Source organism: Stutzerimonas urumqiensis, assembly GCF_003640395.1.
GTDB lineage: Bacteria > Pseudomonadota > Gammaproteobacteria > Pseudomonadales > Pseudomonadaceae > Stutzerimonas > Stutzerimonas urumqiensis.
In genome coordinates, this window is sequence record NZ_RBZQ01000007.1 from 214,752 (window position 1) to 241,642 (window position 26,891).

At 66.9% G+C, this 26,891-nt stretch carries 25 protein-coding genes and 1 pseudogene; 11 read left to right on the forward strand and 15 right to left on the reverse strand.

Annotated features, from left to right (window positions below):
- Positions 1-23 precede the first annotated feature (23 nt).
- The 3 genes from ampD to D7325_RS14970 all read left to right on the forward strand — a co-directional run bounded on the left by ampD (position 24) and on the right by D7325_RS14970 (position 3,632).
- Positions 24-596 (forward strand): 1,6-anhydro-N-acetylmuramyl-L-alanine amidase AmpD, encoded by a 573-nt coding sequence (gene ampD, locus D7325_RS14960; RefSeq protein WP_120996985.1) that lies wholly within the window; start codon positions 24-26, stop codon positions 594-596.
- Positions 593-1,426 (forward strand): regulatory signaling modulator protein AmpE, encoded by an 834-nt coding sequence (ampE, locus tag D7325_RS14965; protein ID WP_120996987.1) that lies wholly within the window; start codon positions 593-595, stop codon positions 1,424-1,426. Before ampD ends, ampE begins: the two co-directional genes overlap by 4 nt.
- 175 nt (positions 1,427-1,601) lie before the next feature.
- Positions 1,602-3,632 (forward strand): methyl-accepting chemotaxis protein, encoded by a 2,031-nt coding sequence (locus tag D7325_RS14970; RefSeq protein WP_120996989.1) that lies wholly within the window; start codon positions 1,602-1,604, stop codon positions 3,630-3,632.
- 53 nt (positions 3,633-3,685) lie between these two features.
- Here D7325_RS14970 and D7325_RS14975 read toward each other — a convergent pair whose 3' ends face one another.
- The 5 genes from D7325_RS14975 to D7325_RS14995 form a co-directional block, all read right to left on the reverse strand.
- Positions 3,686-4,054: a hypothetical protein gene (locus D7325_RS14975; protein ID WP_120996991.1), complete on the reverse strand. Its 369-nt coding sequence runs from the start codon at positions 4,052-4,054 to the stop codon at positions 3,686-3,688.
- A 309-nt stretch (positions 4,055-4,363) separates the two neighbouring features.
- On the reverse strand, positions 4,364-6,022 hold the full coding sequence (locus tag D7325_RS14980) for a cation acetate symporter (protein ID WP_120996993.1): 1,659 nt from the start codon (positions 6,020-6,022) through the stop codon (positions 4,364-4,366).
- A complete protein-coding gene (locus D7325_RS14985) occupies positions 6,019-6,330 on the reverse strand; it encodes a DUF485 domain-containing protein (protein ID WP_120996995.1) in 312 nt (103 codons plus the stop codon). Before D7325_RS14985 ends, D7325_RS14980 begins: the two co-directional genes overlap by 4 nt.
- A gap of 156 nt (positions 6,331-6,486) precedes the next feature.
- Positions 6,487-7,266: a TatD family hydrolase gene (locus D7325_RS14990; protein WP_120996997.1), complete on the reverse strand. Its 780-nt coding sequence runs from the start codon at positions 7,264-7,266 to the stop codon at positions 6,487-6,489.
- A gap of 37 nt (positions 7,267-7,303) precedes the next feature.
- On the reverse strand, positions 7,304-7,543 hold the full coding sequence (locus tag D7325_RS14995) for a hypothetical protein (protein ID WP_120996999.1): 240 nt from the start codon (positions 7,541-7,543) through the stop codon (positions 7,304-7,306).
- Between the two features lie 139 nt (positions 7,544-7,682).
- On the opposite strand from D7325_RS14995, the gene D7325_RS15000 reads away from it, so the two are divergent.
- Together D7325_RS15000 and bfr are read left to right on the forward strand one after the other, a co-directional pair.
- Complete coding sequence (locus D7325_RS15000; RefSeq protein WP_120997001.1) at positions 7,683-8,570, forward strand: PA4780 family RIO1-like protein kinase; 888 nt, start codon at positions 7,683-7,685, stop codon at positions 8,568-8,570.
- A 113-nt stretch (positions 8,571-8,683) separates the two neighbouring features.
- A complete protein-coding gene (gene bfr, locus D7325_RS15005; RefSeq protein ID WP_120997003.1) occupies positions 8,684-9,148 on the forward strand; it encodes a bacterioferritin in 465 nt (154 codons plus the stop codon).
- Here the strand turns inward: bfr and cueR are convergent.
- Together cueR and D7325_RS15015 are read right to left on the reverse strand one after the other, a co-directional pair.
- Positions 9,139-9,603: a Cu(I)-responsive transcriptional regulator gene (cueR, locus tag D7325_RS15010; RefSeq protein ID WP_120997005.1), complete on the reverse strand. Its 465-nt coding sequence runs from the start codon at positions 9,601-9,603 to the stop codon at positions 9,139-9,141. The two genes, bfr and cueR, sit on opposite strands and share 10 nt — an antisense overlap.
- Positions 9,600-12,008 (reverse strand): heavy metal translocating P-type ATPase, encoded by a 2,409-nt coding sequence (locus D7325_RS15015; protein ID WP_120997007.1) that lies wholly within the window; start codon positions 12,006-12,008, stop codon positions 9,600-9,602. Before D7325_RS15015 ends, cueR begins: the two co-directional genes overlap by 4 nt.
- A 149-nt stretch (positions 12,009-12,157) precedes the next feature.
- Here D7325_RS15015 and D7325_RS15020 point away from each other — a divergent pair, with 149 nt between their 5' ends.
- Positions 12,158-12,349, forward strand: coding sequence for a heavy-metal-associated domain-containing protein (locus D7325_RS15020; protein ID WP_120997009.1), 192 nt, complete (start codon positions 12,158-12,160; stop codon positions 12,347-12,349).
- 13 nt (positions 12,350-12,362) lie between these two features.
- Here the strand turns inward: D7325_RS15020 and D7325_RS15025 are convergent, their stop codons facing one another.
- Entirely contained in the window at positions 12,363-12,980 is a 618-nt protein-coding gene (locus D7325_RS15025) for a TetR family transcriptional regulator (RefSeq protein WP_120997011.1), read from the reverse strand.
- A 149-nt stretch (positions 12,981-13,129) separates the two neighbouring features.
- Between D7325_RS15025 and D7325_RS15030 the strand changes: the two are divergent.
- Positions 13,130-14,313 (forward strand): annotated as a pseudogene (locus D7325_RS15030) (multidrug effflux MFS transporter).
- On the opposite strand, the gene D7325_RS15035 reads toward D7325_RS15030, so the two are convergent.
- Complete coding sequence (locus D7325_RS15035) at positions 14,310-14,501, reverse strand: hypothetical protein (RefSeq protein WP_120997013.1); 192 nt, start codon at positions 14,499-14,501, stop codon at positions 14,310-14,312. The pseudogene D7325_RS15030 and the gene D7325_RS15035 overlap by 4 nt on opposite strands.
- Before the next feature lie 110 nt (positions 14,502-14,611).
- Entirely contained in the window at positions 14,612-15,565 is a 954-nt protein-coding gene (locus D7325_RS15040) for an adenosine deaminase (protein ID WP_120997076.1), read from the reverse strand.
- 113 nt (positions 15,566-15,678) lie between these two features.
- On the opposite strand from D7325_RS15040, the gene D7325_RS19125 reads away from it, so the two are divergent.
- On the forward strand, positions 15,679-15,885 hold the full coding sequence (locus D7325_RS19125) for a hypothetical protein (protein ID WP_162988058.1): 207 nt from the start codon (positions 15,679-15,681) through the stop codon (positions 15,883-15,885).
- Between the two features lie 695 nt (positions 15,886-16,580).
- Here D7325_RS19125 and D7325_RS15045 read toward each other — a convergent pair.
- On the reverse strand, positions 16,581-17,162 hold the full coding sequence (locus D7325_RS15045; protein ID WP_120997015.1) for an IMPACT family protein: 582 nt from the start codon (positions 17,160-17,162) through the stop codon (positions 16,581-16,583).
- A 162-nt stretch (positions 17,163-17,324) separates the two neighbouring features.
- On the opposite strand from D7325_RS15045, the gene D7325_RS15050 reads away from it, so the two are divergent.
- Together D7325_RS15050 and D7325_RS15055 are read left to right on the forward strand one after the other, a co-directional pair.
- Positions 17,325-17,651 (forward strand): hypothetical protein, encoded by a 327-nt coding sequence (locus tag D7325_RS15050; RefSeq protein WP_120997017.1) that lies wholly within the window; start codon positions 17,325-17,327, stop codon positions 17,649-17,651.
- 11 nt (positions 17,652-17,662) lie between these two features.
- Positions 17,663-17,992, forward strand: a complete 330-nt coding sequence (locus tag D7325_RS15055) for a four-helix bundle copper-binding protein (protein WP_120997019.1) — start codon at positions 17,663-17,665, stop codon at positions 17,990-17,992.
- A gap of 305 nt (positions 17,993-18,297) precedes the next feature.
- Here D7325_RS15055 and D7325_RS15060 read toward each other — a convergent pair whose 3' ends face one another.
- Positions 18,298-19,980, reverse strand: a complete 1,683-nt coding sequence (locus tag D7325_RS15060; protein WP_120997021.1) for a methyl-accepting chemotaxis protein — start codon at positions 19,978-19,980, stop codon at positions 18,298-18,300.
- A gap of 208 nt (positions 19,981-20,188) precedes the next feature.
- Between D7325_RS15060 and D7325_RS15065 the strand changes: the two genes are divergently transcribed.
- Positions 20,189-20,830 (forward strand): c-type cytochrome, encoded by a 642-nt coding sequence (locus tag D7325_RS15065; RefSeq protein WP_120997023.1) that lies wholly within the window; start codon positions 20,189-20,191, stop codon positions 20,828-20,830.
- On the opposite strand, the gene D7325_RS15070 is transcribed toward D7325_RS15065, so the two are convergent.
- The 3 genes from D7325_RS15070 to D7325_RS15080 all read right to left on the reverse strand — a co-directional run bounded on the left by D7325_RS15070 (position 20,827) and on the right by D7325_RS15080 (position 26,771).
- The gene (locus tag D7325_RS15070) at positions 20,827-21,585 is read right to left on the reverse strand and encodes a phytanoyl-CoA dioxygenase family protein (RefSeq protein ID WP_120997025.1); all 759 of its coding nucleotides are present in this window, start codon (positions 21,583-21,585) and stop codon (positions 20,827-20,829) included. The genes D7325_RS15065 and D7325_RS15070 overlap by 4 nt on opposite strands.
- A 303-nt stretch (positions 21,586-21,888) precedes the next feature.
- Entirely contained in the window at positions 21,889-25,545 is a 3,657-nt protein-coding gene (locus D7325_RS15075; protein ID WP_120997027.1) for an AAA family ATPase, read from the reverse strand.
- Positions 25,542-26,771: an exonuclease SbcCD subunit D C-terminal domain-containing protein gene (locus D7325_RS15080; protein WP_120997029.1), complete on the reverse strand. Its 1,230-nt coding sequence runs from the start codon at positions 26,769-26,771 to the stop codon at positions 25,542-25,544. The genes D7325_RS15075 and D7325_RS15080 overlap by 4 nt, the downstream gene beginning before the upstream one ends.
- Positions 26,772-26,891 lie beyond the last annotated feature (120 nt).

Genomic DNA, 26,891 nt, shown 5'->3' on the forward strand with positions numbered 1-26,891 from the left:
CGTGCGCCATCAAAGGAGCCCCCATGCAACCGGACCCTCTCACCGGCTGGTGCCACGGCGTGACGCACTGCCCGTCGCCGAACTTCAATGCCCGTCCCGATGGCGAGATCTCCCTGCTCGTCATCCATAACATCAGCCTTCCGCCCGGACAGTTCGGCACCGGCAAGGTCAACGAGCTGTTCCTCAACCGCCTCGATCCGGCCGAGCATCCCTATTTCGCCCAGATCGCCGGGTTGACCGTGTCGGCGCACTTTCTCATCGAGCGCGACGGCCACGTCGTCCAGTTCGTCAGTTGCCTCGATCGCGCCTGGCATGCCGGAGCGTCGAGCTTTTGCGGTCGGGAAGGGTGCAACGACTTTTCCATCGGCATCGAGCTCGAGGGGACCGACGAGCAACCCTTCACGGCGGTGCAATACGACCGCCTGATCACGCTGGCACGGGCGCTGCGACACGCGTATCCGGCCATTTCCGCCGATCGGGTCTGCGGACACAGCGACATCGCGCCCGGCCGCAAGACCGATCCGGGACCGGCATTCGACTGGTCGCGATTGGCCGCGGCGGGCATCGTCCATTCACAGCGAGACATCGGCACATGAGCTTCCTGGTCCTGCTGCTCGTTCTGTTCGCGGAGAAATTCTCCGGCCTGCGCCGGCTCGCCCAGCGGGACGGTCCGTGGGCGCATGCCCTGGCCGTGTGCGAGGCCCGTGGCTGGACGGAGCGCATGCCGTGGCTGGCACTCGGTCTGCTCGTGCTAGCGCCGGCGATTGTCGCGGCACTGGTGGTGCAATCGATCGAGCCCATCGCCTATGGCTGGCTGGCGTTGCCACTCCATCTGTTGATCCTGCTGTACAGCCTGGGGCGGGGCGACGTTCGCCGTGAGGTCGGCCCCTTCGAAGCCGCCTGGCGGCGCAGCGATGAACAGGGCGCGGCATTGGCGGCGCAGCGGGATTTGAACATCGAGGCGGCGGACGCCGGCGAGCTGCTGACGCGTGTGCGCACCTACCTGCTTGGCGAGGCCTTCCAGGGCCTGTTCGTCGTGGTGTTCTGGTACGTCCTGCTCGGGCCGGCGGTCGCGCTGGCTTATCGGTTGATCGCCCTGGCGCAGTCGCACGGGCGCAGGGAGCCGATGGTCGAGCGGGCTCGCCAGCTTCGTCATGCCTTCGAATGGCTGCCGGCGCGGGTGCTGGCAGCGAGCTTCGCCCTGGTCGGCGACTTTTCAGCCGTCAACCGTGCCCTGCTGCCGCTGCTGCTGGATTGGTACGTGTCGAGCCGACAGCTGGTCGCCCTGACCGGCTGCGCCGCGATCGGCTGCGAAGTGCCGGCGACGACCGGCGATGCGGCCCGGCTCGATGCGCTGTGGTCGCTCGCCATCCGGGCCGCGGCGCTCTGGTACGCGGCTTTCGCCGTCTGGGTCCTGTTGCGCTGACGCCCTTGGGCTTGCAGGCCGCGTCGCGACTGACTTCGCGCCATGAATGGCGGCTCATCGCCATTACCTTAAGTTACATAGACGCCTGTCGATATCTCGTATAACTGCTCGGGTAACCCGCTGGCGAACCCTGCAGCAGATGCTGCACATACCAATAATGATGGGAGCGGTTTCTGTGACGAGCCTGTTATATCCGGCTATCCGCCTGATGAACCGGCTGAGCTTCGGCATGAAGTTCAGCCTGATCAGTGTCCTGGTCTTCATTCCGATGCTGGCCACCAGCTTTTTCCTGGCGCAAGACTCGTATCGTGGCTTCGTCGCGACCCGAACCGAATTGCAGAGCCTGAGCCCGCTCGGTGCCGCCCTTCAATTGCGGCGGTCGATGGAAGACTGGCGCGACCTGGTGCTGATCGAAGCGCGCATCGGTCAGTCGGGCAACGCCGAGGTGCTGAACCAGCGCCTGCAAAAGGTGGAAAGCCTGCTCGACGGCCAGCTCGCCGCGTTACAGCCGGTCAGTGGCGATGCCGATCAGGTGGCTGAATTCAACAGCCGTCGCGAACGTCTTGGGCAGTCGCTCGAGGCCGCCAAGGCCGAACAATCCCTGCAATCGAAAGTGGCGCTGGCCGAGGCGCTGCTCGGCGAAGCGCAGGTGATGATCCGGCTGATCGCCAACCAGTCGGGGTTGAGCCAGGACCCTGAGCGCGACATCCGCCAGCTGGCCGAACTGCTGACCACCGTCACGCCGGCGATCACGGCGGCCCTGAGCGAGGGCCGGGTGGTCGGCGCCAACACCTTCGGGCAGGGGTATCTGGATTCCGATGCGAGCACTACGCTCGATGATCTGGTGCTCGAGCTCGAGCGACTTCAGGGCCAGTACGGCGCACAGCTGCAGGACGCCTTGTCGACCACGGCTGCGGCGCGTGAGCGCCTGCAACCCCTGGCCGCGGCCAGCCAGCAAACGCTGGCGACGGTCGGCGCGCTGATCCAGGACGAAGTCATCCTCGCCGATGAACTGACCCAGGGCTGGGACCGCTACTACGACCGCCTGAGCGCCGAAATGGCCCATACCTATGCACTCAATGATGGCACGCTCACCGTGCTGGAGGCCGGGCTGACCGAGCGGCTCGGCCAGAAGAAACGCGAGGTGATCGGCCTGATCGGCGCACTGGCGCTGGTGTTCCTGCTGGTCGTCTATCTCTACAGCGCCTTCTACGTGTCGACCCGCCGTTCGCTGTCCAGCCTGGGGCGCGTCATGAACAAGGTGGCCGATGGCGACATGACCGCCCGCTTCGAGGTGCGTAGCCGCGATGAGCTGGGTGAGTTGGGTGAAGTATTCAATGCGTCGGTCGCGAAGATCCGCGAGCTGATCCAGCGGGTCGGTCAGACCGTCGTGGAGGTCGAGCGCCAGGCCGGCCAGGTCGAGCGTATCTCCGGGGAAAGCAACCAGGCGGTCGCCGGACAGCGCAGCCAGATCGAGCAGGTCGCCGCGGCCATGAACCAGATGGCGGCGACCGCCAACGAGGTCGCCCGCAGCGCGGCCGCGGCGGTGCAGAGCGCCAGCCACGTGAACAACGAGACGGTCGAAGGCCGGCGACTGGTCGAGTCGCAGGTCGGCAGCATCGAGCGGCTGGCGAGCGGCATCGACGGGTCGGTCGGCGTCATCAACCAGTTGGCCAGCGACAGCGCGACCATCAGCCAGGTGCTGGACGTCATCAAAGGCATCGCCGAACAGACCAACCTGCTCGCGCTCAATGCGGCCATCGAGGCGGCGAGAGCGGGCGAGCAGGGGCGCGGTTTCGCCGTGGTGGCCGACGAAGTGCGAAACCTGGCGCGCCGCACCCAGCAATCCACCGAAGAAATCGAGCAGATGATCGCGCGGTTGCAGGGCGGCGTCGGCGCGGCGGTGAAGTCCATGCATGCCAGTCATGAAATGGCCAACGGAACCGTCAGCCAGTCGGCCCAGGTACAGGCTGCGCTGGCCAATATCCTCGAAGCGGTGGGTGCGATCGTCGAACAGAACCATCAGATCGCCACGGCTGCCGAGGAGCAGACGGCCGTTGCGCATGACATCGACCGCAACATCGTCGCGATCAACGAAGCCGGTGAGCGGACCGCCAGCGGCGCGGGCCAGACCGAGCAGGCCAGCCGCGAATTGTCAGCGCTGGTCGAGCGCCTTCAGCAATTGATCGGTGCCTTCCACGTTTGAGACGACCGAACTGAACAAAAGGGCGCCCTCCGGCGCCCTTTGCGTTTGTGTCATCACGCCCGACCCAGCCGGTCGCTGCCGCCTTCGGCGAACATCTGGCCGGCCGGGGTGCGGTCGAAGCCGTCTTCGGCCACGCGGCGCTTCGTGCGCTCCGCACCGTCTTCGGCCATGCGGACGCCGTCCGCCTTCGGTGCGGTCTCGTCGACCAGGCCGTCGTCCTGGTCTCGTCCGAACGAATCGTTGAGGAAGTTGCCTTGCGGCGTGCGGTCGAAACCGTCTTCGGCGAGCCGCAGCCCGTCGACGTGCAGCTCGATCATCAGGGCGCTGTGTTCAGGCCGAGAGGGCAGGGTGGCGTCTTGCGCAGCGGCCAGGGCAGTGGTGGCGGTGCTGGCCAGGATCAGGCTGGCGATGAGCGTTTTCATGTCGGGTTCCTCGTGGGAAGTGGCTACGGGGGCCATGCTACGCACCAGGAAAATTCGGCAAAGGCGAGCGGGCTGATAGTGAACATCGGCCGTTTTGATGGCTGGCCGGTCGCTATCGGCGATCGATGAATGAGCGCCTGCTCAGGCTGTGAACAGCTGCGTCGTGCGGTTAGGCCGCGTTGAAAGCAGGCTCGAGTGCGACCCAGTCGGATGCGACCCAGTCGAGTGCGACCCAGTCGGAATGCTCGTTTAGGGCTCGGGAATGAAAAGGGCGACCTTCCGGTCGCCCTTTTTGTCTTGCCGTCACGCTTAGTGAGCGACCGCTCCGGACGCGCCCAGGCCGGTCTGGGACCGCACGAACTGAGGCAGGAAGCGTGCGCGCTCCTCGCCCGCTGCGTGCGACTTGTCGAGCAGCGAGAACACCACGATGCCGACGAACGCCACGGCCATCGAGAACAGCGCCGGGTATTCGTACGGGAAGATCGCCTCGGCGTTGCCCAGTACCGAGACCCAGATGGTCGGGCCGAGGATCATCAGTCCGACCGCCGTGATCAGGCCCAGCCAGCCGCCGATCATGGCGCCGCGGGTGGTCAGGTTCTTCCAGTACATGGAGAGGAACAGCACCGGGAAGTTGCAGCTCGCCGCGATGGAGAACGCCAGGCCGACCATGAAGGCGATGTTCTGCTTCTCGAACAGGATGCCCAGACCGATGGCCAGCACCCCGAGGGCGATGGTGGTGATCTTGGATACGCGCAGTTCGTCCTTCTCGTTGGCCTTGCCGTTCTTGATCACGCTGGCGTACAGGTCATGCGAGACCGCCGAGGCGCCGGCCAGGGTCAGCCCGGCGACTACCGCGAGGATGGTGGCGAAGGCCACGGCCGAGATGAAGCCCAGGAACAGGCTGCCGCCCACCGCATCGGCCAGGTGCACCGCGGCCATGTTGTTGCCGCCGAGCAGGGCGCCCGTGGCGTCCTTGAAGGCCGGGTTGGTGCTGACCAGCAGGATCGCGCCGAAGCCGATGATGAAGGTCAGGATGTAGAAGTAGCCGATGAAGCCGGTGGCGTAGAACACGCTCTTGCGCGCTTCCTTGGCGTCGCTGACCGTGAAGAAGCGCATCAGGATGTGCGGCAGGCCGGCGGTGCCGAACATCAGCGCCAGGCCGAGCGATATGGCGGAGATCGGGTCCTTCACCAGGGTGCCGGGGCTCATGATCGCCTCGCCCTTGGCATGCACCTTCACCGCTTCGGCGAACAGCGTGCCGAAGTCGAAGCCGACGTGCTTCATCACCATCAGCGCCATGAAGGAGGCGCCGGAGAGCAGCAGCACGGCCTTGATGATCTGCACCCAGGTGGTCGCCAGCATGCCGCCGAACAGCACGTAGCAGACCATCAGGATGCCGACCAGCACCACCGCGACGTGGTAGTTCAGGCCGAACAGCAACTGGATCAGCTTGCCGGCACCGACCATCTGCGCGATCAGGTAGAAGGCCACCACCACCAGCGAGCCGCTGGCCGAAAGGGTGCGGATTTCCTTCTGCTTCAGGCGATAGGAGGCGACGTCGGCGAAGGTGTACTTGCCGAGGTTGCGCAGGCGTTCGGCGATCAGGAAGAGGATCACCGGCCAGCCGACGAGAAAACCGATCGAATAGATCAGCCCGTCATAGCCCGAGGTAAACACCAGCGCCGAAATCCCCAGGAAGGACGCCGCCGACATGTAGTCGCCGGCGATCGCCAGGCCATTCTGGAAGCCGGAAATGGAGCCGCCGGCCGTGTAGAAGTCGGACGTCGAGGTGTTGCGCTTGGACGCCCAGTAGGTGATGCACAGGGTGGCGCCGACGAAGGCGACGAACATGACGATCGCCGAGACGTTCAGCGGCTGGCGTTGCACCGCGCCTTCCAGGGCGCCGGCGGCCCAGAGCGCCGGGGCGAAGGCGACAAGGCCCAGGGTTGCGAGCAGTCGGTAGATCATTTATGCACCTCGGCCAGGACGGCGCGGGTCAAGTCGTCGAATTCGCCGTTGGCGCGGCGCACGTAGATGCCGGTCAGGACGAACGCCGAGACGATCAGGCCGACCCCGACGGGAATGCCCCAGGTCGTGGTCGAGTCGGGATCGATGCGGGTACCGAGCCATTGCGGTTCGAAGGCGATCAGCAGGATGAACGCCAGGTACAGGCCGAGCATCAGGGCCGACAGCAGCCAGGCGAAACGCTCGCGCCTGGCGACCAGCTCCCGGAATTTCGGGTTGTTCTGGATCTGGGTGTAGATGTGGTCGTGCATTGTTGTTGTCCTCCACTACAAGATGCAGTGGCGGCACTCTAAAGCGCTGGTTGCGCATCGGCAGGGCGACTTTAGTCGAGGTCGCGACCATAGTCGTAACCCTTGAACCAGAGCGTTTTTCGCGGCGTCACCGAGGCCTGTTGTCGCAGCCGGCCGTCAATTCCAGCCGAACAGCTCCAAGCTGTTGCGGTAGGCGGCGGCCGCGAATTCCTCGGCCTCGACGCCACGCAGCTCGGCGAGGGTCCGGCAGATCGCGGGCAGATGCTCCGGGCTGTTGCGCATGCCCGGATGGCTGGCTGGCGCGATGTCCGGTGCATCGGTTTCCAGCACGATGGATTCGAGCGGCAACTCCTTCAGCACGCGATGCATGCGATGCGCCTGCGGCCAGGTGCCGGCACCGCCGAGGCCGAGCCGGAAGCCCAGCCGGATGTACTCGCGCGCTTCCTCCCAGCTCCCGCTGAAGGCGTGGGCGACGCCGGCGCGCGGCAGCTTGCGTTGCTTCAGCGCGGCGATCACCGGAGCATGGGCGCGGCGGACATGCAGCAGGACCGGCAATTCGAACTCCGCGGCGAGGTCCAGCTGCGCCTCGAGCCAGCGCTGCTGGCCGTCGCGATCGGGATTTTCGATGTAGTAATCCAGCCCGATCTCGCCGATCGCGCAGAGCTTGTCGTGGCCGCGCAGCCGCTCGAGCCAGCCGCGCAGCTCGGCCAGGTGCTCGTCCCGGTGATCGCGCAGAAACACCGGGTGCAGGCCCAGCGCGGCGTGTACCGAGGGCTCGGTGGTTGCCAGCTGCCAGACCCGCGGCCAGTTCGCCGCATTGACGCCGAGCACGATCACCCGCTCGACGCCGAGGCTGGCACTGCGCGCGAGCACCGCGTGGCGGTCGGCATCGAAGTCGTCGAAGTCCAGGTGGGTGTGGGTATCGATCAGTCGCATCGGCGTAGCTTCGGCATTGCTGGTTGCTGCGGCAAGCTCAGCGATCCTGCTCGATCTGGATGTCGCTGACGCCCAGCTCGCGCATGCGGCAGTCTTCGCTCGGCGCCTCGGGAATTTCCCAGGGCGCGTCGGCCGAAGCGCGCGGCTCGCGCACGTGATGCAGCAGGATCTCCAGCTCGGCCTGCTCGAGGCTGGGCTCGTCGAACGAACTCATCGTCAGCGAGGCGGGGTTGCCGTTGATGTTGTAATGGATGCGGTAGCGCTTGAGATCGGTCATTTCGTCACTCCCTTTTGTCGGCCCTTCCGTTCGGACAGCAAGAAGTACGCTGAGTCACCATGATGGTCTCGTTGCGTGGATCGTCTGCCGCCTTTGCCGTACTCTGCCGGCATCGCAACCTGGAGATCCGGCCGTCTAGATGAAAACCCCGAAAAGACTCGAGCCACTGGTGGACGATGGCCTGATCGACGAGGTCGTGCGGCCGCTGATGAGCGGCAAGGAGGCGGCCGTGTTCGTGGTGCGCTGCGGCGATGAGCTGCGCTGCGCCAAGGTCTACAAGGAAGCCGGCAAGCGCAGCTTCAAGCACGCTGCCGAGTACCAGGAAGGCCGCAAGGTCCGTAACAGTCGCGACGCCCGCGCCATGGCCAAGGGCTCCAAGCATGGCCGTCGCGAGCAGGAAGAGGCCTGGCAGAACGCCGAGGTCGCGGCGCTGTTCCGGCTGGCCAACGCCGGAGTGCGCGTGCCCAAGCCCTACGACTACGTCGACGGCGTGCTGCTGATGGAGCTGGTCACCGATGGCGAGGGCGACGTGGCGCCGCGGCTGAACGACGTCGAGCTGCACCCGGACGATGCACGCGAGTTCCATGCCTTCATGATCGGCGAGATCGTCAAGATGCTCTGCGCCGGCCTCGTGCACGGCGACCTGTCGGAGTTCAACGTGCTGCTCGGCCCGGAGGGGCCGGTCATCATCGATCTGCCGCAGGCGGTCGACGCGGCGGGCAACAACCACGCCTTGCGCATGCTCGAGCGCGACGTCGGCAACATGGCGGCCTACTTCGGGCAGTTCGCCCCCGAACTTCGCTATACCCGTTACGCCAAGGAAATGTGGGCGCTCTACGAAGACGGCAAGCTGACGCCCGAGTCCGCGCTGACCGGCGAGTTCGCCGAGCCTGAAGATGCCGCCGACCTGGACGCGGTGATGCGCGAGATCAAGGCCGCGCTGGCCGATCAGGCGCGCCGCGAGGCCGCGCGACGCGATGACGAACCGAGCGACGAGCCGCCACCGCCGCCGTGGCTGCAGTCTTGATGCAAGGCCTGGCGAAGCCTGCTTGACTAGGGGGAACCCGGGACGATCCGTCGCTTGACCGAGCGCCCGGCGCTCACCATCCTGTCGCCCTTCGATCCACCAGGAGACACGTCATGCAAGGCCAGGCGCCGGTTATCGACTACCTCAGAACGCTCTTGCGTGGCGAGCTCGCCGCACGGGACCAGTACTTCCTGCACTCGCGGATGTACCAGGACTGGGGCTTCACCAGGCTGTACGAGCGCATCAATCACGAAATGGAAGAGGAAACCCAGCACGCCGACGCGCTGCTGCAACGCGTCCTGTTCCTCGAGGGCACGCCGGACATGACGCCCGAGGCGATTCATCCCGGCCAGACGGTGCCCGAGATGCTCAAGGCCGACCTGGCGCTGGAATACAAGGTTCGCGAAGCCCTGGCCAAGGGCATCGCGCTGGCCGAGCAGCATGGCGACTACCCCACCCGCGACATCCTCCAGGCGCAGCTCAAGGACACCGAGGAAGACCACGCCTACTGGCTGGAACAGCAGCTGGGCCTGATCGACCGCATCGGTTTGCAGAACTACCTGCAGTCCTACGCCTGAGTCGACCCCTTCGCCGCGCCCTCGGCAGCGCTGCCGGTCGCCGAGGCCCCGGCACCGCCGCAACAATGCCTGGACTCCAGGTCCGCGAGGATCGGGCAGTCCGGGCGATCGTCGCCGTGGCAATGATCGACCAGCACCTGAAGCGTGTCGCGCAGGCTGCTCAGCTCCTCGATCTTGCGGTTGAGCGCCTCGACGTGACTGCTGGCCAGCGCCTTGACTTCGGCGCTGGCGCGGTGACGGTCCTGCCAGAGGGCGAGCAGCCGTCCCACTTCCTCCAATGAGAAACCCAGGTCGCGCGAGCGGCGGATGAACGCCAGCCGGTGCAGGTCGTCCTCGCTGTAATGACGGTAGCCGTTGTCGCTGCGCCCGGCCGGTGACAGCAGGCCGATCGATTCGTAGTAGCGGATCATCTTCGCGGTCAGTCCGCTGCGCTGGGCCGCCTTGCCGATGTTCATGGATTCGCCTCGCGGTCATGGGTCTGTTCGGTCGCCGGCCGCCAGGTCTTGAGCAGCAGGGCATTGCTCACCACGCTCACGCTCGACAGGGCCATCGCCGCACCGGCGAAGACCGGGCTCAGCAGGCCGAAGGCGGCCAGCGGGATACCGATCAGGTTGTAGATGAACGCCCAGAACAGGTTCTGGCGGATCTTCGCATAGGTGCGCCGGCTGATCTCCAGCGCCGCCGGGACCAAGCGCGGATCGCCGCGCATCAGCGTGATGCCGGCAGCGTGCATGGCCACGTCGGTGCCGCCGCCCATCGCGATGCCGACATCCGCCGCCGCCAGCGCCGGTGCGTCGTTGACGCCGTCGCCGACCATCGCCACCACTGCGCCGCCTGCCTTCAGCGCGCCGACCGTGGCGGCCTTGTCCGCCGGCAGGACTTCGGCATGCACGTCGTCGATGCCCAGCGCCTCGGCGACCCGGTTCGCGCTGCCACGGTTGTCGCCGGTGATCAGGTGGCTGCGGATGTGGCGCGCACCCAGTGCCGCGATGGCCTCGGCGGCGCCGTCCTTGAGCGTGTCGCCGAAGGCGAACAGGCCGATCACCCGTGGCGCCGCGCCCCGTTCGATCAACCAGGAGAGGGTGCGGCCCTCGGCCTCCCAAGCGAGCGCTTGCGACGCCAGCGTGTCGGGGCGCAAGCCGCTGTCCTCGAGCAGGCGCCGGTTGCCGAGGGCCAGTTCCCGACCGTCAACGGTGCCGGCGATGCCGCGCCCGGTCAGCGATTGGCTGGCTTGCACGGTGGGCGGGATCAGTCCGCGCTCGGCGCAGGCATCGAGCACCGCACGGGCGAGCGGATGCTCGCTGCCCCGCTGCAACGCACCGGCAAGCCTCAGCAGTTCGGCGTCGTCGCCTTCGAGTGCCTCGAGATGGGCGATGCGCGGTGTGCCGGAGGTGAGCGTGCCGGTCTTGTCGAACGCCACGGCACTGACCGAGTGGGCGATCTCCAGCGCTTCGGCGTCCTTGATGAGGATGCCGTGGCGCGCCGCGACGCCGGTGCCGGCCATGATCGCCGTTGGCGTCGCCAGGCCCAGCGCACAAGGACAGGCGATGACCAGCACGGCCACGGCATTGATCAGTGCGGTCTCCAGCGCGGCGCCAGCGATTAGCCAACCGGCGAGCGTACCGAAGGCGATGAGCAGCACCGCGGGGACGAACACCTGGCTGACGCGGTCCACCAGCTTCTGGATCGGCGCCTTGGCGGCCTGGGCGTCTTCGACCAGCCGGATGATGCGCGCCAGCACCGTTTCGCCGCCGAGCGTGGTGGTGCGTACCAGCAGGCGGCCGTCGCCGTTGATGGCGCCGCCAATCACGCGATCGCCCGGCGCCTTGCCCACCGGCAGGCTCTCGCCGGTGATCAGCGCTTCGTCTGCCTGGCTATGACCCTCGGTGATCTCGCCGTCGACCGGGAAGCGCTCGCCCGGGCGCACCACCACCAGGTCATCGATCGCCAGCGCATCGATCGCTACCTCCTCTTCGAGGCCGTTGCGCAGTCGCACGGCGCGCTCCGGCCGTAACGCCTCGAGCGCGCGGATCGCGGCGGTGGTCTGGCGCTTGGCGCGGGTCTCCAGGTACTTGCCGAGCAGGATCAGCGCGATGACCACGGCAGAGGCTTCGAAATAGAGGTGCGGCATCACGCCCACCGGCGCGGCCCACCATTGGTACAGGCTCAGGCCATAGCCGGCGCTGGTGCCGAGTGCGACGAGCAGGTCCATGTTGCCGGTACCTGCGCGCAGCGCCTTCCAGCCGGCGACATAGAAGCGTGCGCCGAGGATGAATTGCACCGGCGTGGCGAGCGCGAACTGTACCCACGGCGGCAGCATGGCGTGCACGCCGAAGGGTTCGAGCAGCATCGGCGCTACCAGCGGCGTGGCGAGCAGCAGCGCAACGATCAATGCCAGGCGCTCACGCCGCAATCGCTGGGCGGTTCGGTCTTCGGCGGCCGTTTCCACATCCAGCAGGCGCGCCTGGTAGCCGGCCCGTTCGACCGCCGCGATCAGCGCCGATGGCTCCAGGCCCACCGTGGTCACCCGTGCCCGTTCGTTGGCGAGGTTGACGGTGGCCTCGCGCACGCCCGGCAGCTTGCGCAGCGCCCGCTCGACCCGGCCGACGCAGCTGGCGCAGGTCATGCCTTCGATGGCCAGCTCGCGCGTCGTCGCCGGAACCTGATAGCCGGCGTGCTCGATGGCCGTCACGAGCGCGGGAAGCGCATCGTCCGGTGCCTCGACCCGCGCCTGTTCATTGGCGAGGTTGACGGTGGCCCGGGTGACCCCGGCGACCTTGTTCAGCGCACGCTCGACGCGACCGGCGCAACTGGCGCACGTCATGCCCGAAATCGGCAGGGTATGGGTGACCTGGCTCATGGCGTCCTCCTGATCGTTTCGGTCAGCATCGACCTTGACCCTGTGGCAAGGTCAAGCTTCGAAACTGCGGCTTGACCTTGCCATGGCGGCAACCTTCAGGCTGGCAATGCCATCGAACGGTTGGCGATCACAGAAAGAGGAGACACCCCATGCAAACGTTCAACGTCAGAGGCATGACCTGCGGCCATTGCAGCAAGGCCATCACCCAGGCCATCAAGGCGCGTGACGACGAGGCTCGGGTCGATATCGACCTGCCGACCGGCATCGTGCGGGTCGAAGCTGAGCTGTCGGACGAGGAGGTGCGCGAGGCGATTCGCGAGGAAGGCTACGAGGTGCAGTGACGCCGAAGGCCGGTCACGCCGGCCAATCGGTCACCAGCCCGCGCAGCAGCGCTTCGAACAGGGCGCTGGTTTCCTGTTCGCTGGCGAACAGGCTCGGGTCGCGCGTCCAGTCGGAGAACAGACCCAGCACCAGGCCGTGCAGCGCCAGGGCCGCCAGGCGTGGCGTGATGCCGTCGCGCAGGCGCGGCGCCACAGCCTGGAACTGCCGTTCGAACAGTTCGATGACCATCCGCACGAAGGCATCGTGGCGTTCGGCGGCATCACGGATGTCATCGGTGAATTCGCAGCGGTGCAGCAGGATGGTGAAGATCCGACGCTTTTGCGTGTCGCTCGCCAGGCCCTGCAAGGCGTCGACGCACATGTTGCGCAGCGCTTCGAGCGGCTGGGCCTGATCGCCGGCACGCAGGCGCTCGGCCAGCTGCTCGGGCGGCAGGCGCACCTGGTCCAGCAGGTCGTGGAACAGGTGGCTCTTGTTCTGGAAATGCCAGTACACCGCACCGCGGGTGACGCCGGCATCGCGCGCGATCTGGTCGAGGCTGGTATGGGCCACGCCGCGTTCGAGAAACAGCCGCTCGGCGGATGCCAGCAGGGCGAGGCGGGTTTTCTCGGCTTCTTCTTTGGTTCGGCGCATCGAATCCTCGCAGGCGGCCAGTCGGCTGGCGATGCCTTGTCGGTATTTACAATCGGCGGTGTATGTAACAGCATCGACTTCGTCTGTAAATGATCCAGGCCATGTCTCCGTACCGGTGGCGCCGCCTTCCTCCCGCTTCGAGATTCCCGATGCCCCTGCCGATCCTGCTCATATTGGGCGCGCTGACTGCTTTTGGCCCGTTGGCCATCGACTTCTATCTGCCGGCCTTCCCGGCGATCGCCACGTTTTCGCCACCGACACCGAACACGTGCAGTTGTCGCTGGCGTCCTATTTCGTCGGCCTGGCCATCGGCCAACTCGTCTATGGCCCGATCGCCGATCGCTACGGGCGGCGCAAGCCGCTGCTGTTCGGCGTCTGCGTGTTCACCCTGGCGTCGTTCGCCTGTGCGCTGGCGCCGACCCTCGAGTGGCTGATCGCCGCGCGTTTCGCCCAGGCGCTGGGCGGTTGTGCGGGCATGGTGATCGCCCGCGCGATGGTGCGGGACCTGTGCGACCCGCTAACGACCGCGAAGGTGTTCTCGCAGCTCATGCTGGTGATGGGGTTGGCGCCGATCCTGGCGCCGGTGGCTGGCGGCCTGCTGCTCGATGCGTTCGGCTGGCCGTCCATCTTCGTCGCGCTGACGCTGTTCAGCGGCGCCTGCCTGCTGGCCGTGGCACGCTGGCTGCCGGAAAGCATTCCGGCGAACCTGCCGCGGCCGCCGCTTTCCGGTGCGCTGGGCCAGTATCGTCGGCTGTTCGGCGATCGCTCGTTCCTCGGCCATGCACTGACCGGCGGTTTCGTGATGGCCGGCATGTTCGCCTACATCGCCGGATCGCCGTTCGTGTTCATCGAACTTTATGGGGTGCCGGCGGAACACTACGGATGGCTGTTCGGCACCAATGCGGCGGGGTTCGTCTTCGCCGCGCAGATCAACGCCCGGCTGATGCGCTGGCACGGGCCGGCCTACTGGTTGCAGCGGATGGTGCTGCTGTTCTTCGCTTGCGCGGCGGTGCTGTTCGGCGTCGCCTGGGCCGAGCCTGCGCAGCTGTGGCCGCTGCTGATACCGCTGTTCGGCTGCGTTGCGAGTCTCGGCTGCATCCTGCCGAACGCATCGGCCTGTGCGATGGCCGGGCAGGGGGCCAACGCCGGGAGCGCCTCGGCGCTGCTCGGTTGCCTGCAATTCAGCATCGCAGCGCTGTCGGCCGCCGCCGTCGGTGCGCTGCACGACGGCACGGCGGTGCCGATGGCGACGGTCATAGCCGTCTGCGCACTGGTGGGCACCCTGCTGTCCCGCTGGACAGCGCGAGGCGAGCGTACCGATCTGGCTAGCTAGACGTGTCGCTCGCCGCGTGTGGCATCGAGGTCCGGTGGCAGCACGTGAGGTGCGGCCAGCCGGGCTTCGAGCGTTGCCACGAACGCGCGCGCCTGGCGCTCGGTGCGAAAGGTGATCACATGCTCGTTCATGCGGACCTGCCAGTTGGTGTCCTCATGGGGCCCGAGCGGTTGGAGCTGGATGTTCATGGCCGTCTCCTCGGAGTGGATCATCGATCTAGGCGCGAGGAAATGCCTTTGCCCGCGGCCTGTCAACCCTCATCCGGCCGAGCGCGGCCCTAGGCCGCACCCGTCGCATGCTAGGCCAGCCGCGCCTCCAGGCTGTTGCGGGCCAAACGCTCGGCCTGCGCCTCGGTCATGCCGAGTGCGTCGTGCAGGGCCATGAAATTTTCGGTGACATAACCGCCGAAGTAGGCCGGGTCATCCGAGTTCACCGTGACCTTCACGCCCTGCTCGAGCAATTGCAGGATGTTGTGCTGGCTCATGTCGTCGAACACGCAGAGCTTGGTGTTCGATAGCGGACAGACGGTCAGCGGGATCTGCTCGTCGATCAGCCGATCGATCAATCGCGGGTCTTCGGCGGCGCGTACGCCATGATCGATCCGGCTGACCTTGAGCAGGTCGAGCGCCTCCCAGATGTATTCGGGCGGACCTTCCTCGCCGGCGTGCGCGACGGTCAGGAAGCCTTCGCTGCGGGCCTTGTCGAACACCCGCTGGAACTTGCTCGGCGGATGGCCCATCTCGGAGCTGTCGAGCCCGACGGCGAAGAACGCCTCGCGGTAGGGCATCGCCTGTTCGAGCGTACGAAACGCCGCTTCCTCCGGTAGATGACGCAGGAAGCTGAGGATCAGGCCGCTGCTGATGCCGAGCTGCTCGCGACCGTCCTTCAGCGCCTGGTCGATGCCCGTGAGCGCCACCTCGAAGGGAATGCCGCGGTCGGTGTGTGTCTGCGGGTCGTAAAAAGGCTCGGTATGCACGACGTTCTGCGCCTTGCAGCGTTGCAGGTAGGCCCAGGTCAGGTCGTAGAAATCCTGCTCGGTACGCAGCACCGCGGCGCCCTGGTAATAGAGGTCGAGGAATTCCTGGAGATTGTTGAACGCATAGGCCTTGCGCAGCGTCTCGACGTCCGCCCAGGGCAGCGCTACGCCATTCCGCTCGGCCAGTGCGAAGAGCAGTTCGGGCTCCAGCGAGCCTTCCAGGTGCAGGTGCAATTCGGCCTTGGGCAGGCGGTTCAGCCAATCGTAGGTGGTCATGATCAGGTCCTTGTGCGCGTCGTGAGCGACGGTGCCGGCATCGTGCGTCACATGCAAGGCGTGCCGGAGTGAAGGCATTTTTCTGACCGTGGGGACAAGATGCAAGCCAAAAAATGTTCGTCGCCAAGGGAACTTTCAGCGCTGATCAAAAAGCAGCCGCCTATGCCGAAGCCAGTCGCCATGCGGTTCCTGGCCGATATTCCCAAGCTTATCCACAGTTTTTTCCACGGTTGCTGGGCATAAATGCGGCCTTGGCCAGCACAGTCCGATTTCATTTGGATGACGCTGCGAAAACAGCGAAAAATCAATGCGATCAGTAAGTTATCGGTGCCTGGCCATCCATTCGGACAGATTTGAGCAAGAAATGATCAGTGGGCTGCAGGCCCCGTCCCGCCTGTGCTGGACCGGTTCTCCCAAAGGTTATCCACAAAACGATGCACACGATCTGGGGGTAACCGGAACGGCGCTTTGGTAGGCGTTCGCCTCGGTGTGTCCCGGTGAGGCGTGCACCGCTTGGCGTAGGCGCCCGCTTGCGGGCGATGAAGCCACTGGCGGATCGGCGTTGCCCACCATCGCCGGCAAGCCGCCTCCTACAGGGTCGGTGTGTTCCGGCGAGGCGTGCACCGCTTGTGTAGGAGCCCGCTTGCGGGCGATGGGGTCACTGGCGGACCGGCGTCTGCCGACCATCGCCGGCAAGCCGGCTCCTACAGGCTCGGTGTGTTTCGGTGAGGCGTGCACCGCTTGTGTAGGAGCCCGCTTGCGGGCGATGGGGTCACTGGCGGACCGGATCTACCCATCATCGCCGGCAAGCCGGCTCCTACAGGCTCGGTGTGTTTCGGCGAGGCGTGCACCGCTTGTGTAGGAGCCCGCTTGCGGGCGATGAGGCCACTCGGGACCGACATCTACCCATCATCGCCGGCAAGCCGGCTCCTACAGGCTCGGTGTGTTCCGGTGAGGCGGTGTAGGCGCCAGCTCGCCGGTTCAGGCGGTGACGCCATGGCCGCTCGCGGCGATGTCACTGGGTCAGCCGTATCCGGCCGCGGCTGAGGTCGGCGAGCCAAACGCCCAGCGCGTCGAGGTTTGCGAGCGGAAGCGAAAGCCTGAGCAGCGCGCCATCGGCCTCGAATGCTTCGGCCTCGACCTGCGCATCGAACTCGGCGAGTCGCGCCCGTATCCGTGGCAATTCGCTGAACAGGCAATGGACGCTCACCTCCCGCCGGTCGACCAGCGCGATGCGCTCGCCCGCTTGCAGGCACTTCGCCGCGCAACCGCCGTAGGCACGCGCCAGCCCGCCCGTGCCGAGCTGGATGCCGCCATACCAGCGCGTGACAACTACGACCACGCGGTCGCAGTCCTGCCCTTCGATGGCCGTCAGCATCGGCCGGCCGGCGGTTCCGCCGGGTTCGCCGTCGTCGCTGAAGCGGTACTGCCTGCCGATCTTCCAGGCCCAGCAGTTGTGGGTCGCCTCCTGAACGCTCACCGCTTCGATGAACGCCTGCGCGTCGCCAACCGACGTGACCGGAGCGGCCTTGGCCAGGAAGCGGCTCTTGCGAATGGTTTCCTGATAGTCGCAGGGCGCGAGAAGGGTAACGGACATGGCGAGTCGGCGGATCGGACGAGGTCGGCATTGTAGGGCGGCCGATGGCCGTGGCGCGAACCGTCCCGGCCCACCTGCCCGCGACCATTGGACGTGAGGTCGAAACTTCTCGCGGCCAGTGGCCTCCACTCCTGTACTTCCGTATCGAGGAGGCCGATTCCCGTGACCAGGCATCCGCTGCTCGCGCTCGTGCTTAGCCTGCTGCTGGCAACCAGCCCGGCGATGGCGGCGTGCCTGCCGACCATGGACGGCGCCGAACGGATGTCAGCCGCCCAGGGCGGGCATGACCGTCACCGTGCCGACCGCTGTGCGCTGATGCTCTGCTGCTTGCTGCCGGCCGTAAGAGCCGAGCACCAGGCCGTGCGCCCGTTGCAGATCGGGGGTCGATTCGAGCCCGGCTCACCGACCTATCGCTCGGTGAGCACGGCGCTGCCCTATCGACCTCCCTGGAGCGATCGAGCGACCGCAATGACTCACCACCCATTCTGAGGAGACACAACATGCTTAATGCCAGCTACCAATCCTGTATCGAGGCCTGCTCCAACTGCGCGATCGTCTGCGAGACCTGTGCCGCGTCCTGCTTGCGCGAGGACGACGTGAAGATGATGGCGCGCTGTATCGAGCTGGACCGCGATTGCGCCGACATGTGCCGCATGGCAGCCACGCTGATGGCTCGCGATAGCGCCAACGCCAAGGCCTTCTGCCAACTGTGCGCCAAGGTCTGCCGTGCCTGCGGTGAAGAGTGCGGCAAGCACGAGGCGGACCACTGCAAGCGCTGCGCCGAGGCGTGCCGCCAGTGCGCCGAGGAGTGCGAGCGCATGGCGGCCTAAGTCGCTGCGGTAGAAAAACGGGGGCTTCGGCCCCCGTTTTTTCATTGCTCGGTATCGATGTCGGTATCGGTGTCTTCCATCTGGATGGACGCATCGCCATCGCTGGAATCACTGCTCTGGTCCGGCTCGGAGCTTTCCATGCAGCCGCTCAGGACAAGAGCGAGGAGCAACGCAAGAAGGGGCATGGGGCGGTTCATGGCGGGGCCTCGTAGTCTGGATTGGCCGCGGCGCGGCAATGCAGTCGACTACGCAGAACCCGGGCGGTTCGGCCATTCGCAGGTGGTCCGGCGAATGGCCTTGTCTTCTCAGATGCGGAACTGCCGGACCAGCACCGCCAGGCGTTCGCCGACAGCCGAGAGGTCGGTTGCGGTACGGGCGCCCTGCTGGGTCTCGCTGGCAACCTGATCCACGCCATTGGCGATCAGCTGGACGCTGCGGTTGATCTCCTCGGCGACGGCGGTCTGCTCTTCGGCGGCCGCGGCGATCTGCGCGTTCATTTCGTTGATGGTGCCGATCAGGTGCGAAATCGCCTCCAGCGAGGTGCCGGCCTCGTTCGCCTGCTCGCGGGTGCCTTCGCCGGCGTCGCTGGAGCGTGCCATCGCCGCGACCGCGTCTTCGGTGCCGCGTTGCAGGCGGTCGATCATGCCCTGGATTTCCTGCGTGCTTTGCTGGGTGCGACTGGCCAGTGCGCGAACCTCGTCGGCGACCACCGCGAAGCCGCGCCCGGCCTCGCCGGCGCGCGCGGCTTCGATGGCCGCATTGAGCGCCAGCAGGTTGGTCTGCTCGGCGATCGAGCGGATCACGTCGAGCACGCTGACGATGGCCTGCACGTCCTGCTTGAGGTTGTCGAGCGAGACGCCGCTGGTGCGGATATCGCCGACCAGCGCATGGATGCGGGTGAGGCTGTCATCGACCACGGCCTTGGCCTGGCGGCCTTCGCGATCGGTCTGGCGCGCGGCCTCGGCGGCGCCCTGGGCACTGCGCGAGACTTCCTGCGCGGCGGCCGACATCTCGTTGATCGCCGTGGCGACCTGATCGGTCTCCTGGCGCTGCTGATCCATCGCCCGCTCGGAGCGCTGGGCCTGGGCGGTGACCTGGGCGACGAGGCCGGTGAGTTGTTCGGTCGAATCGGCGACCTGGCGGACCATCGTATGGATCTTGCCGACGAAGCGATTGAAGGCGTGGGCCAGCTCGCCGAGCTCGTCATGACGATCTTCGGGCAAGCGATGGGTCAGGTCGCCATCGCCGGCGGCGATGTCATCGAGCTGGCCCTTGATCGCCTGCAACGGGCGGACGATCGAGCGGCTGAGCCAGGCGCCGGCAACGCCGAGAATCGCCAGCATGATGGCGGCAATGGCAACGATGCTGGTCAGGATGGAGCTAACACGCTCGTCGATATCGCGCTCGACCTGCGCCACCTGCGACTCGATGTTGTCCAGGTTGATCGCGGCACCGAGCGCCATGTCCCATTTGGGCAGGTAGTAGCTGTAGGCCAGCTTCGGTACCAGGACCTTCTCATTGCCCGGCAGGGCGGATGAGTAATTGACGTAATAGGTGCCATTCTTGGCGACCTCGACCAGCTCGCGGTTGAGGTAGACGCCGTTGGGATCGCGGCGATCCTTCAGGCTGACGCCGATGTCGGTCGGGTCGTTGCCCTTGAACAGCCGGCGGACTTCCGAATCATGACCGAAGAAGTAACCGCCCTTGCCGAAGGTGATCTTCGACAGGATGGCGATCGCCTCGGCGCGGCTGTCCATGTCGCCCTGTGCCGCGTTGGCATACAGGTGTTGCACGCTGCCCACCGCGATCTGCACCTGTTCTTCCAGGCGGACACGGGCCTCGTCGAGCAGGCGCGCTCGCGTGACTTCGATCTCCTGGTCAGCCAGGCCGTGGAGGACATTCGCCGCGGCACCGCTGAGCACGGCGGCGAACAGCAGCACCGGAATCAGGGCCAGCAACAGCACTTTGGACTTCAATGTCAGATGCATTGCGTATCGCTCGAGAGGAAGAGGGTGTTTCGCTATATCGACCGGACGATTGCAAGCATTAAGCGCGTCCCGATGGATGGAATGTCGCACCCTCGACATCGCACAGGCTCTGCGTGGCCACTTTCATTGATCCACGCCACGAACCGGCGTGTTCGTTTTGCGCATCATCCCCGGCCGAGCGAGTGGCTCGTCAGGCAAGGAAGGTGGGATGCGCACGCTGATTTTTCTGGGTTCGTTGATGCTGACGCTTGTCGCCCGGGCGGAGGAGCCGATGGAACGTTTTCGCTACCTCATGGCGGACCCGGCGCGGCAGGCGCAGGCCTATGCGGCGGGGCAGGAGCGCATCGTCCTGTGCGGCTATTGCCACGGCGAAGACGGCAACAGCAAGCGACCGCATATCCCCAACCTCGCGGGCCAGAACCCGGCGTACCTGTTCCAGTCCTTCGAGCGCTTTGCCAATGGCCAGCGCAGCGACTTCGTCATGTCGCGATTGGCCGCCACCCTGACGCCGGACGAGCGCGCCAACATCGCCGTTTATTTCAGCCAGCAGGCTGTCCGGCCCTCGACCGAACCGGTCGATCCGGCGTTGATGGCTGCGGGCCAGGCGCTGTACCAGCGTACCTGCGTGAGCTGTCACGGTGAACGGGCGCAGGGGCTCGAGCAGATGCCGCGCCTGGCCGGCCAGCCGGCGCATTACCTGCGCCATGCGCTGACCGGATTCCGCGACAAGGACCCACGGCGTAGCGGCTCGGTCATGATGTCGATCGCCGAGCCGCTGTCCGACGCGGACATTGCCTCCCTGGCTGCGTACTTGCAGGCGCTGACCCAGGTCCCGGAGCAGGGCACCTAGTCGTATTCGGCCGGTTCGTGGTCGCCCAGCAGGCGGCGCTGGCGTGGCGTGGCGGCTGCGATCACATCGGGGTCGAAGCGCCAGCTCAGGTAGGGCGAGAATTTCTGCGCGACCATGCGCCGGTCGTAGTGCACCTGCAACAGATAGCGGATGCGATCGGTCGTGCGGTTGCGACTGCCGGCGTGCCACAGGTCGCTGCGGAAGAACAGCACGTCGCCGGCCTCGCAGAGCACCGGCTGGGCGGTGCGTCCACGCCAGTCCCGCTCGCCCTCGGCCGGCGGGCGCCCGGCGCGGTGGCTGCCGGGAATCACGCAAGTGGGGGCGAGCTCGGCATCGATCCGGTCGAGGAACAGGTGTGCGGTGCAGATCTGCATCGGCATGCGGAACGCCGGATCGGCCAGCAGGGACTCGGGCAGCTCCATTACCTGATAGTCCTGGTGCAGATCGCCGCCGATGAAGCCCGGATGGCAGCGCCAGGCAGTCTGGCCGATGACGTGGCAGTCGGCGCCGAGACAGGCCTCGGCCAGCTCGATGACGCCCGGCACGTCCAGATAGGGCAGCCACAGCGGGTCGCGATTGAACACGCACTTGTAGTGATCGACCAGCCCGGTGTAGTCCCAATGCTGCGGTTGCAGGGCGTCGATGGCGCTGTGCAGCTCGTTGATCTGGCGGCCATTGAGCACGCCGCGCAGCAGCACGAAGCCCTCTTCGTGCATGGCTTGCAGGCGCTGGGCGGTGAGGGCGTCGATGGCCATGGCAAGTCCTCCTCGGCATTCGATCGGGCGGCCCGCCAGGAGGCGGCGCGCGCCGACAGCTCGATGAAAGGTAGGACCGCTAAGGTGGCGGTTCTTCCCGCGTGGAAGCGCGCATCGCCACAAGCGGCGCGTCGTTCTACAACCCTTGTCGCGGAATCGCGGCCGGCCACGAGCCGGTGCGGCGGTTCCGCTTTTTTTGCGATCCGATTCAGCAGGGCGGACTCAGGCGCGAAGCGATAGTCAGCCGACGGTCGGCCTCGGGCTTACCCTTATGCTCCGCGCGACCCGGCGCATTGCGCCAGCTCAGTTGCCCAGCCCGCCGACGATCTTCAGCCCGCTCTGCCCGTTGCCCAACCGGTGCACCTGAATCTGCACCGGAATCCGCTCATGCATCTCCTGCACGTGGGAAATCACTGCCACCTTGCGGCCCTGCGCCTGCAGCGAATCGAGCGCGTCCATCGCGACCTGCAGCGATTCCGGGTCGAGGCTGCCGAAGCCTTCGTCGATGAACAGCGATTCGATCTTCAGCTTGCTCGAGGCCATCGACGCCAGCCCCAGTGCCAGCGCCAGCGAGACGAGGAAGGTCTCGCCGCCTGACAGCGAATGCACCGAGCGCAGCTCGTCGCCCATCTCGGTATCGACTACCAGCAGCCCGAGCGGGCTGCCGCCGCGCTTGAGGCGGTAGCGTCGCGCCAGTTGATGCAACTGGGCGTTGGCGTGCTGCACCAGCAGGTCGAGGTTGTAGGCCTGGGCGATCTTGCGGAAGGCGCCACCGTCCGAAGAGCCGATCAGCGTGGCGATGCGACCCCAGCGCTGGTTCTCGGCGCTGGCTTCGGCGATCCGCTCGAGCAGCGCCTGGCTCTGGTTGCGCCGGCGATCGTCGCCGAGCAGGGCGGCGCGGGTCTCGGCGCATTGCTGCTCGGCCTGTTCGCAACGGACCTGTTGCTCGCTGAACTGCCGCTCCAGGGCTTCGGCATCCGTGGCGTCCGGTTGGACGGCCTGGTGCGTCGCCAGGCGCTGCTCGCAACCGTCCAGCCGTTCGCGGCCGCGGGTCAGCTGTTCGGTATTGGCGCGCAGGCGTTCGCGCGCTTCGGTGAGCAAGGCGTCGTCGAGCTGCATCAGCTGGGCCAGCAGCGCGTCGTCCAGTTCGGGATGCGCGGCGCGCCAGGCGGCGAGTTCCTCGTCCAGGGCGCTGCGCTCGGTCAGCAGCTCGTCGCGACGCTGGCGGCAGTTCTGCTGTTCGCTGGCGAGCCGGGTCAGCTCGACGCGGGCCTCGTTCAGTTGTCGATCGACATCGGCCTGTTGCTGGCGAGCGATCTGGATCGCGCGCTCCAGTTCTTGCTGCCAGGCGGCGACACTGGGCTGTTCGCCCAGGCGTTCGCGCAGATCCTGCCGGCAGGCCTGTTCACGGCTTTGCAGCTCGGCGAGGCGGGAGGCGCAGGCGGCCTGCTGATCGAGGCGATGCTGGTGTTGCAGCCGCTCGCGTTCCAGCGTGGCCTGATGCTGCTGCTGTTCTTCGGTTAGGGCCGCGTGCCGGTCGATCTGCTGGCGCCGCGCTTCGATCTCGCCGTCCAGCTGCATGAAGGTCTCGGCGGGCGCCTCGCGCCAGCGAGCGAGCAGCGGGGCGGGCAGCAGGCTGGCGAACGCGGCCAGCTCCTCGGCGAGCCGCGTCTCGTCGCGGGCGATGGCGTCGCGCTGTCGATCGCGCGTCTGGGTCGCCTGGGCACAGGCGTCCCGCGCACGTTGCCAGGCGTTCTGCTGGGTTTCGCGCCGCTGCTGCAAGGCAAGCAGTTCCCGCTGGCGGCTATCGGCGCCGGCGATGTCGGTCCGGAGCGTGGCCAGCCGGGCGTCGAGCCAGCGCTGACGTTCGGCTTCGGGTGCTTTCAGCAGTTCGGCATAGGCAGGCAGGGCGGCCAGTTGCGGCTCCAGTCCGGCCAGTTCTTCGGCGATCTCCGCGCATCGTTGCGCGTTCTGCCGGTTGCCGGTGGTCAGCGCGACATGCCGGTCGCGCAGCGCCTTCAACGTCTCGTCATGCGCTGCCACCTGTTGTTCCAGCTGCTCGACTTCCCGTTCGTCCTGCCGATCGAAGGCGGCGAGCAGGGCCTGGCCGTCGTGCCAGGGGTGTTCGAGGCTGCCGCACACGCTGCACGGCTCGCCCGGCCTCAGCGCCGAGCGCAAGGCCTCGACATTGGCGCTGCGGGCCAGGCGCTGGCGATCGAGCAGGGCCTGCACCACCTTGAGCGCCTTCTCCGCATCGTCGCGCTCGCTGCGGGCGAGTTTGCCGGCCGCGGTCAGGCTGTCGAGTTCTCGTTGCTGATCGTGCTGTTCGCGCAGCAAGGCGTCCTGCTGGGTCGACAGCTGCTGCTGGCGGGACCAGAGGCGTTGCAGGGCTTCGACCTCGCGCTCGGCGCTGCGCCAAGTCTCCAGCCGCGCCGCGAGTTCGGTCAGTTGCTCGCCGAGGCCGGTGTCGCCGCCGATCTGCGTTTGCAGCGCATCGAGTGCCTGGCGCGCGGTGGCCTGTGCCGTCTCGGCGGCGTTGGCGGCGGCTTCCAGCGCCGGCAGTTCCTGACGGCCCTGGCGCAGGCGCGCGGCAATCTGCACGGCCTGTTGCAGGCGCGGCCGGTAACCGTCCCAGGCCACGCACAGGGGTTGCAGTTCGGCGCTGCGGGCGAGCTGGTCGGTGAGCGTGGCGAGTTGGGCGCAGGTCTGTTCCTGCTGCTGGCGCAGTAGCGCCAACTGTCGCTCGCCAGCCTTGCTGGCCGCTTCGGCCTGTTCGGCTTGGGCGCGCGCTTCATGCAAGTCATTGCCGAGGTGATTCAGGCGCTCCTCTTCGCGGCGCGCATGGACGAGGCCCGGCTCGGCGGTCTTGAGCGCCTGTTCGGCGTTGTTGAGCGCGTCGGTCGTCGCCCGGCAGGCCTGCTCCAGGTCATCGAGACGGTGCTGCACGGTGGCGTGCTCGCGCCCATGACGGGCCAGCGTCTCGTCGACCCTGGCCAGCAGTGGCGCGAGTTCGCGTGCGCGGATGAAGCGATGGCGCTGCGGTGCCAGTTGTTCGGACAGCCCGAGGATGCGGCGGGCATCGGCCAGGCCTTCGTACTCTTCCTCGGCCTGTTTCAGCTGTGCGCGAGCGGCGTCGCGTTCGGTCAGCAGGCGCTTCAGGTCAGTCAGCCACTGGCGTCGCTGCTCCAGCACCTTGAGCTGCTGTTGTAGCGTCTTCAGTTCGCTCGATTGCCGGTCGTGCTGGTCTTCCAGCGCCTGGCGCGCTTCGGCTTCCAGCGGCTGCACGCCGCCGGCCTGCTGTTGCAGCTGCGCGAGTGTTTCGCGGGCGCGCTTGGCCGCCTCGAACGCCGCCTGGCCGAGCCGGCTGTAGAGTCCGGTGTCGGTGAGCTTTTCCAGCAGGGTGCCGCGGTCGTCGTCGCTGGCCTTGAGGAAGGCGGAAAACTCGCTTTGCGCCAGCAGCACGGCGCGGGTGAATTGCGCGAGGGTGAGGCCGAGTTTCTGTTCCAGCAATTCCTTGAATTCGCGCTTCTTGCCGCTGGCCAGCAGCTGGCCGCTGCCGAGTTCGACGAGGCTCTGATTGCTCTGTTGCAGGCGCCCGTCGACCTTCTCCTTGGCGCGCCTGGCGTCCCAGCGGGCGCGGTAGACGAGGCCGTCGACCCCGACGAAGTCCACCTCGGCATAGCCGCTGGCACAGCCGCGGCGCAGCAGGTTGCGTTCGTCGCTGCTGCCGAGCTCGTCGGTGCCGTCCGGCACCTTGCTCAGCGCGGAGGCATTGCCCAGTCGCGGCGTGCTGCCGAACAGCGCCAGGCACAGGGCGTCGAGCAGGGTGCTCTTGCCGGCGCCGGTCGGCCCGGTAATGGCGAACAGCCCGGCGCTGGCCAGCGGCTCGGTGGTGAAGTCGATCGCCTGCTCGCCGGCCAGGGAGGCGAGGTTCTTCAGCCGGATGGCGAGGATCTTCATGGGTCGCTGTCCTCGAATTCGATGCGTTGCAGCAGGCTGGCGAAGTCGCTCAGCGCCTGCTCGTCCGGCAGAGTGCCGTACTCCGCCTGCCAGGCGCGGGTGAACAGGGCCTCGGGACTGATGCGGTCGAGCCCGAGCAGCACGTCGCCGTCCTGCTCGCCGGTACGGCCAGCGTATTCACTGGCGATGCGCACCAGGCGACACGCCTTGCCTTCGATCGCTCGCTCGATCTGCTGGCGCAGGTCGGGCAGCGGACTCTCCAGCTGCACACGGACCTCCAGCCAGGGCAGCGCCTCGTCGAACAGCCCGACCGCCGGCAACGCCTCGAGCTGAGCCAGCACCTCGACCAGCGGCGCGCGGCCGACCCGCAGCATGTCCACCGCGCGCGGCACCGGCAGCGCCTCGACGGCCAGCAGGCGTTCACCGTCGAGATCGACGCGCAGCACCTGGTGCGGGTAGTTCACCTCGGCGAAGGACAGCGGCAGCGGCGAGCCGCTGTAGCGGATGCGTTCGTCTCCGGCCACCCGCTGCGGCTTGTGCAGATGCCCGAGCGCGACGTAGGCGATCGGCTCGGGAAACAGGCTGGCCGGCAGCGCCTCGGCATGGCCGATGACGATGTTGCGCTCTGAATCCTCCGAGACCGCCCCGCCGGCCATGTGCGCGTGGCTCATGGCGATCAGCGCTTGGCCCGGCTTGCGCCGCGTCTCGGCGGCGGCGATCAATCGTTCGTGGACCTGGCGGATGCCGCCCAGGTAGTCGTCGCCAATCTCGCCGCCGGTCACCTCGGCCGGGCGCAGGAAGGGCAGCGCCAGGCACCAGGCGGCCGCTTTTCCTTGTGCGTCGGTGAGCGGTACCAGCAGCCGGTCGTGATCGAGCGTGCCGTCATCGAGCCAGGCGATGCGGCCGATGGCATGGGCGTTCAGCCGGCGCATCAGCGGCGCCGGCAGCTCGATGCGTCCACCGGAGTCGTGGTTGCCGGCGATCATCACGATGTCGAGGTTGGGCAGCCGCTCGTGGGCGCGGACGATGAAGTCGTACAGCCGTTCCTGCGCCTTGAGCGGCGGGTTGATGGTGTCGAAGACATCGCCGGCGATGAGCAGGGCGTCCGCCTGCTGGACAACCAGCTGGTCGAGCAGCCAGGCGAGGAAGGCCGCGTGCTCGTGGTCGCGGTCCTGGCCGTGGAGGGTCTGGCCGAGGTGCCAGTCGGAGGTGTGGATCAGGCGCATGCGGTTGGGCTTTTCATGGGGGAGCAGGGGCTGGGGATTGAGGCGATTGCCTGGGCCGGAAGAACAAAATGCGCGATGTGAACGGACACCGCAGGGCCTTGTGGGGGCGAGCTTGCTCGC

Coding starts and splice junctions, on each gene's coding strand:
- ampD (WP_120996985.1), top strand. CDS start 24: ATGCAACCGGACCCTCTCACCGGCTGGTGCCACGGCGTGACGCACTGC.
- ampE (WP_120996987.1), top strand. CDS start 593: ATGAGCTTCCTGGTCCTGCTGCTCGTTCTGTTCGCGGAGAAATTCTCC.
- D7325_RS14975 (WP_120996991.1), bottom strand. CDS start 4,054: ATGAAAACGCTCATCGCCAGCCTGATCCTGGCCAGCACCGCCACCACT.
- D7325_RS14980 (WP_120996993.1), bottom strand. CDS start 6,022: ATGATCTACCGACTGCTCGCAACCCTGGGCCTTGTCGCCTTCGCCCCG.
- D7325_RS14985 (WP_120996995.1), bottom strand. CDS start 6,330: ATGCACGACCACATCTACACCCAGATCCAGAACAACCCGAAATTCCGG.
- D7325_RS14990 (WP_120996997.1), bottom strand. CDS start 7,266: ATGCGACTGATCGATACCCACACCCACCTGGACTTCGACGACTTCGAT.
- D7325_RS14995 (WP_120996999.1), bottom strand. CDS start 7,543: ATGACCGATCTCAAGCGCTACCGCATCCATTACAACATCAACGGCAAC.
- D7325_RS15000 (WP_120997001.1), top strand. CDS start 7,683: ATGAAAACCCCGAAAAGACTCGAGCCACTGGTGGACGATGGCCTGATC.
- bfr (WP_120997003.1), top strand. CDS start 8,684: ATGCAAGGCCAGGCGCCGGTTATCGACTACCTCAGAACGCTCTTGCGT.
- cueR (WP_120997005.1), bottom strand. CDS start 9,603: ATGAACATCGGCAAGGCGGCCCAGCGCAGCGGACTGACCGCGAAGATG.
- D7325_RS15015 (WP_120997007.1), bottom strand. CDS start 12,008: ATGAGCCAGGTCACCCATACCCTGCCGATTTCGGGCATGACGTGCGCC.
- D7325_RS15020 (WP_120997009.1), top strand. CDS start 12,158: ATGCAAACGTTCAACGTCAGAGGCATGACCTGCGGCCATTGCAGCAAG.
- D7325_RS15025 (WP_120997011.1), bottom strand. CDS start 12,980: ATGCGCCGAACCAAAGAAGAAGCCGAGAAAACCCGCCTCGCCCTGCTG.
- D7325_RS15035 (WP_120997013.1), bottom strand. CDS start 14,501: ATGAACATCCAGCTCCAACCGCTCGGGCCCCATGAGGACACCAACTGG.
- D7325_RS15040 (WP_120997076.1), bottom strand. CDS start 15,565: ATGACCACCTACGATTGGCTGAACCGCCTGCCCAAGGCCGAATTGCAC.
- D7325_RS19125 (WP_162988058.1), top strand. CDS start 15,679: ATGTTCGTCGCCAAGGGAACTTTCAGCGCTGATCAAAAAGCAGCCGCC.
- D7325_RS15045 (WP_120997015.1), bottom strand. CDS start 17,162: ATGTCCGTTACCCTTCTCGCGCCCTGCGACTATCAGGAAACCATTCGC.
- D7325_RS15055 (WP_120997019.1), top strand. CDS start 17,663: ATGCTTAATGCCAGCTACCAATCCTGTATCGAGGCCTGCTCCAACTGC.
- D7325_RS15060 (WP_120997021.1), bottom strand. CDS start 19,980: ATGCATCTGACATTGAAGTCCAAAGTGCTGTTGCTGGCCCTGATTCCG.
- D7325_RS15065 (WP_120997023.1), top strand. CDS start 20,189: ATGCGCACGCTGATTTTTCTGGGTTCGTTGATGCTGACGCTTGTCGCC.
- D7325_RS15070 (WP_120997025.1), bottom strand. CDS start 21,585: ATGGCCATCGACGCCCTCACCGCCCAGCGCCTGCAAGCCATGCACGAA.
- D7325_RS15075 (WP_120997027.1), bottom strand. CDS start 25,545: ATGAAGATCCTCGCCATCCGGCTGAAGAACCTCGCCTCCCTGGCCGGC.
- D7325_RS15080 (WP_120997029.1), bottom strand. CDS start 26,771: ATGCGCCTGATCCACACCTCCGACTGGCACCTCGGCCAGACCCTCCAC.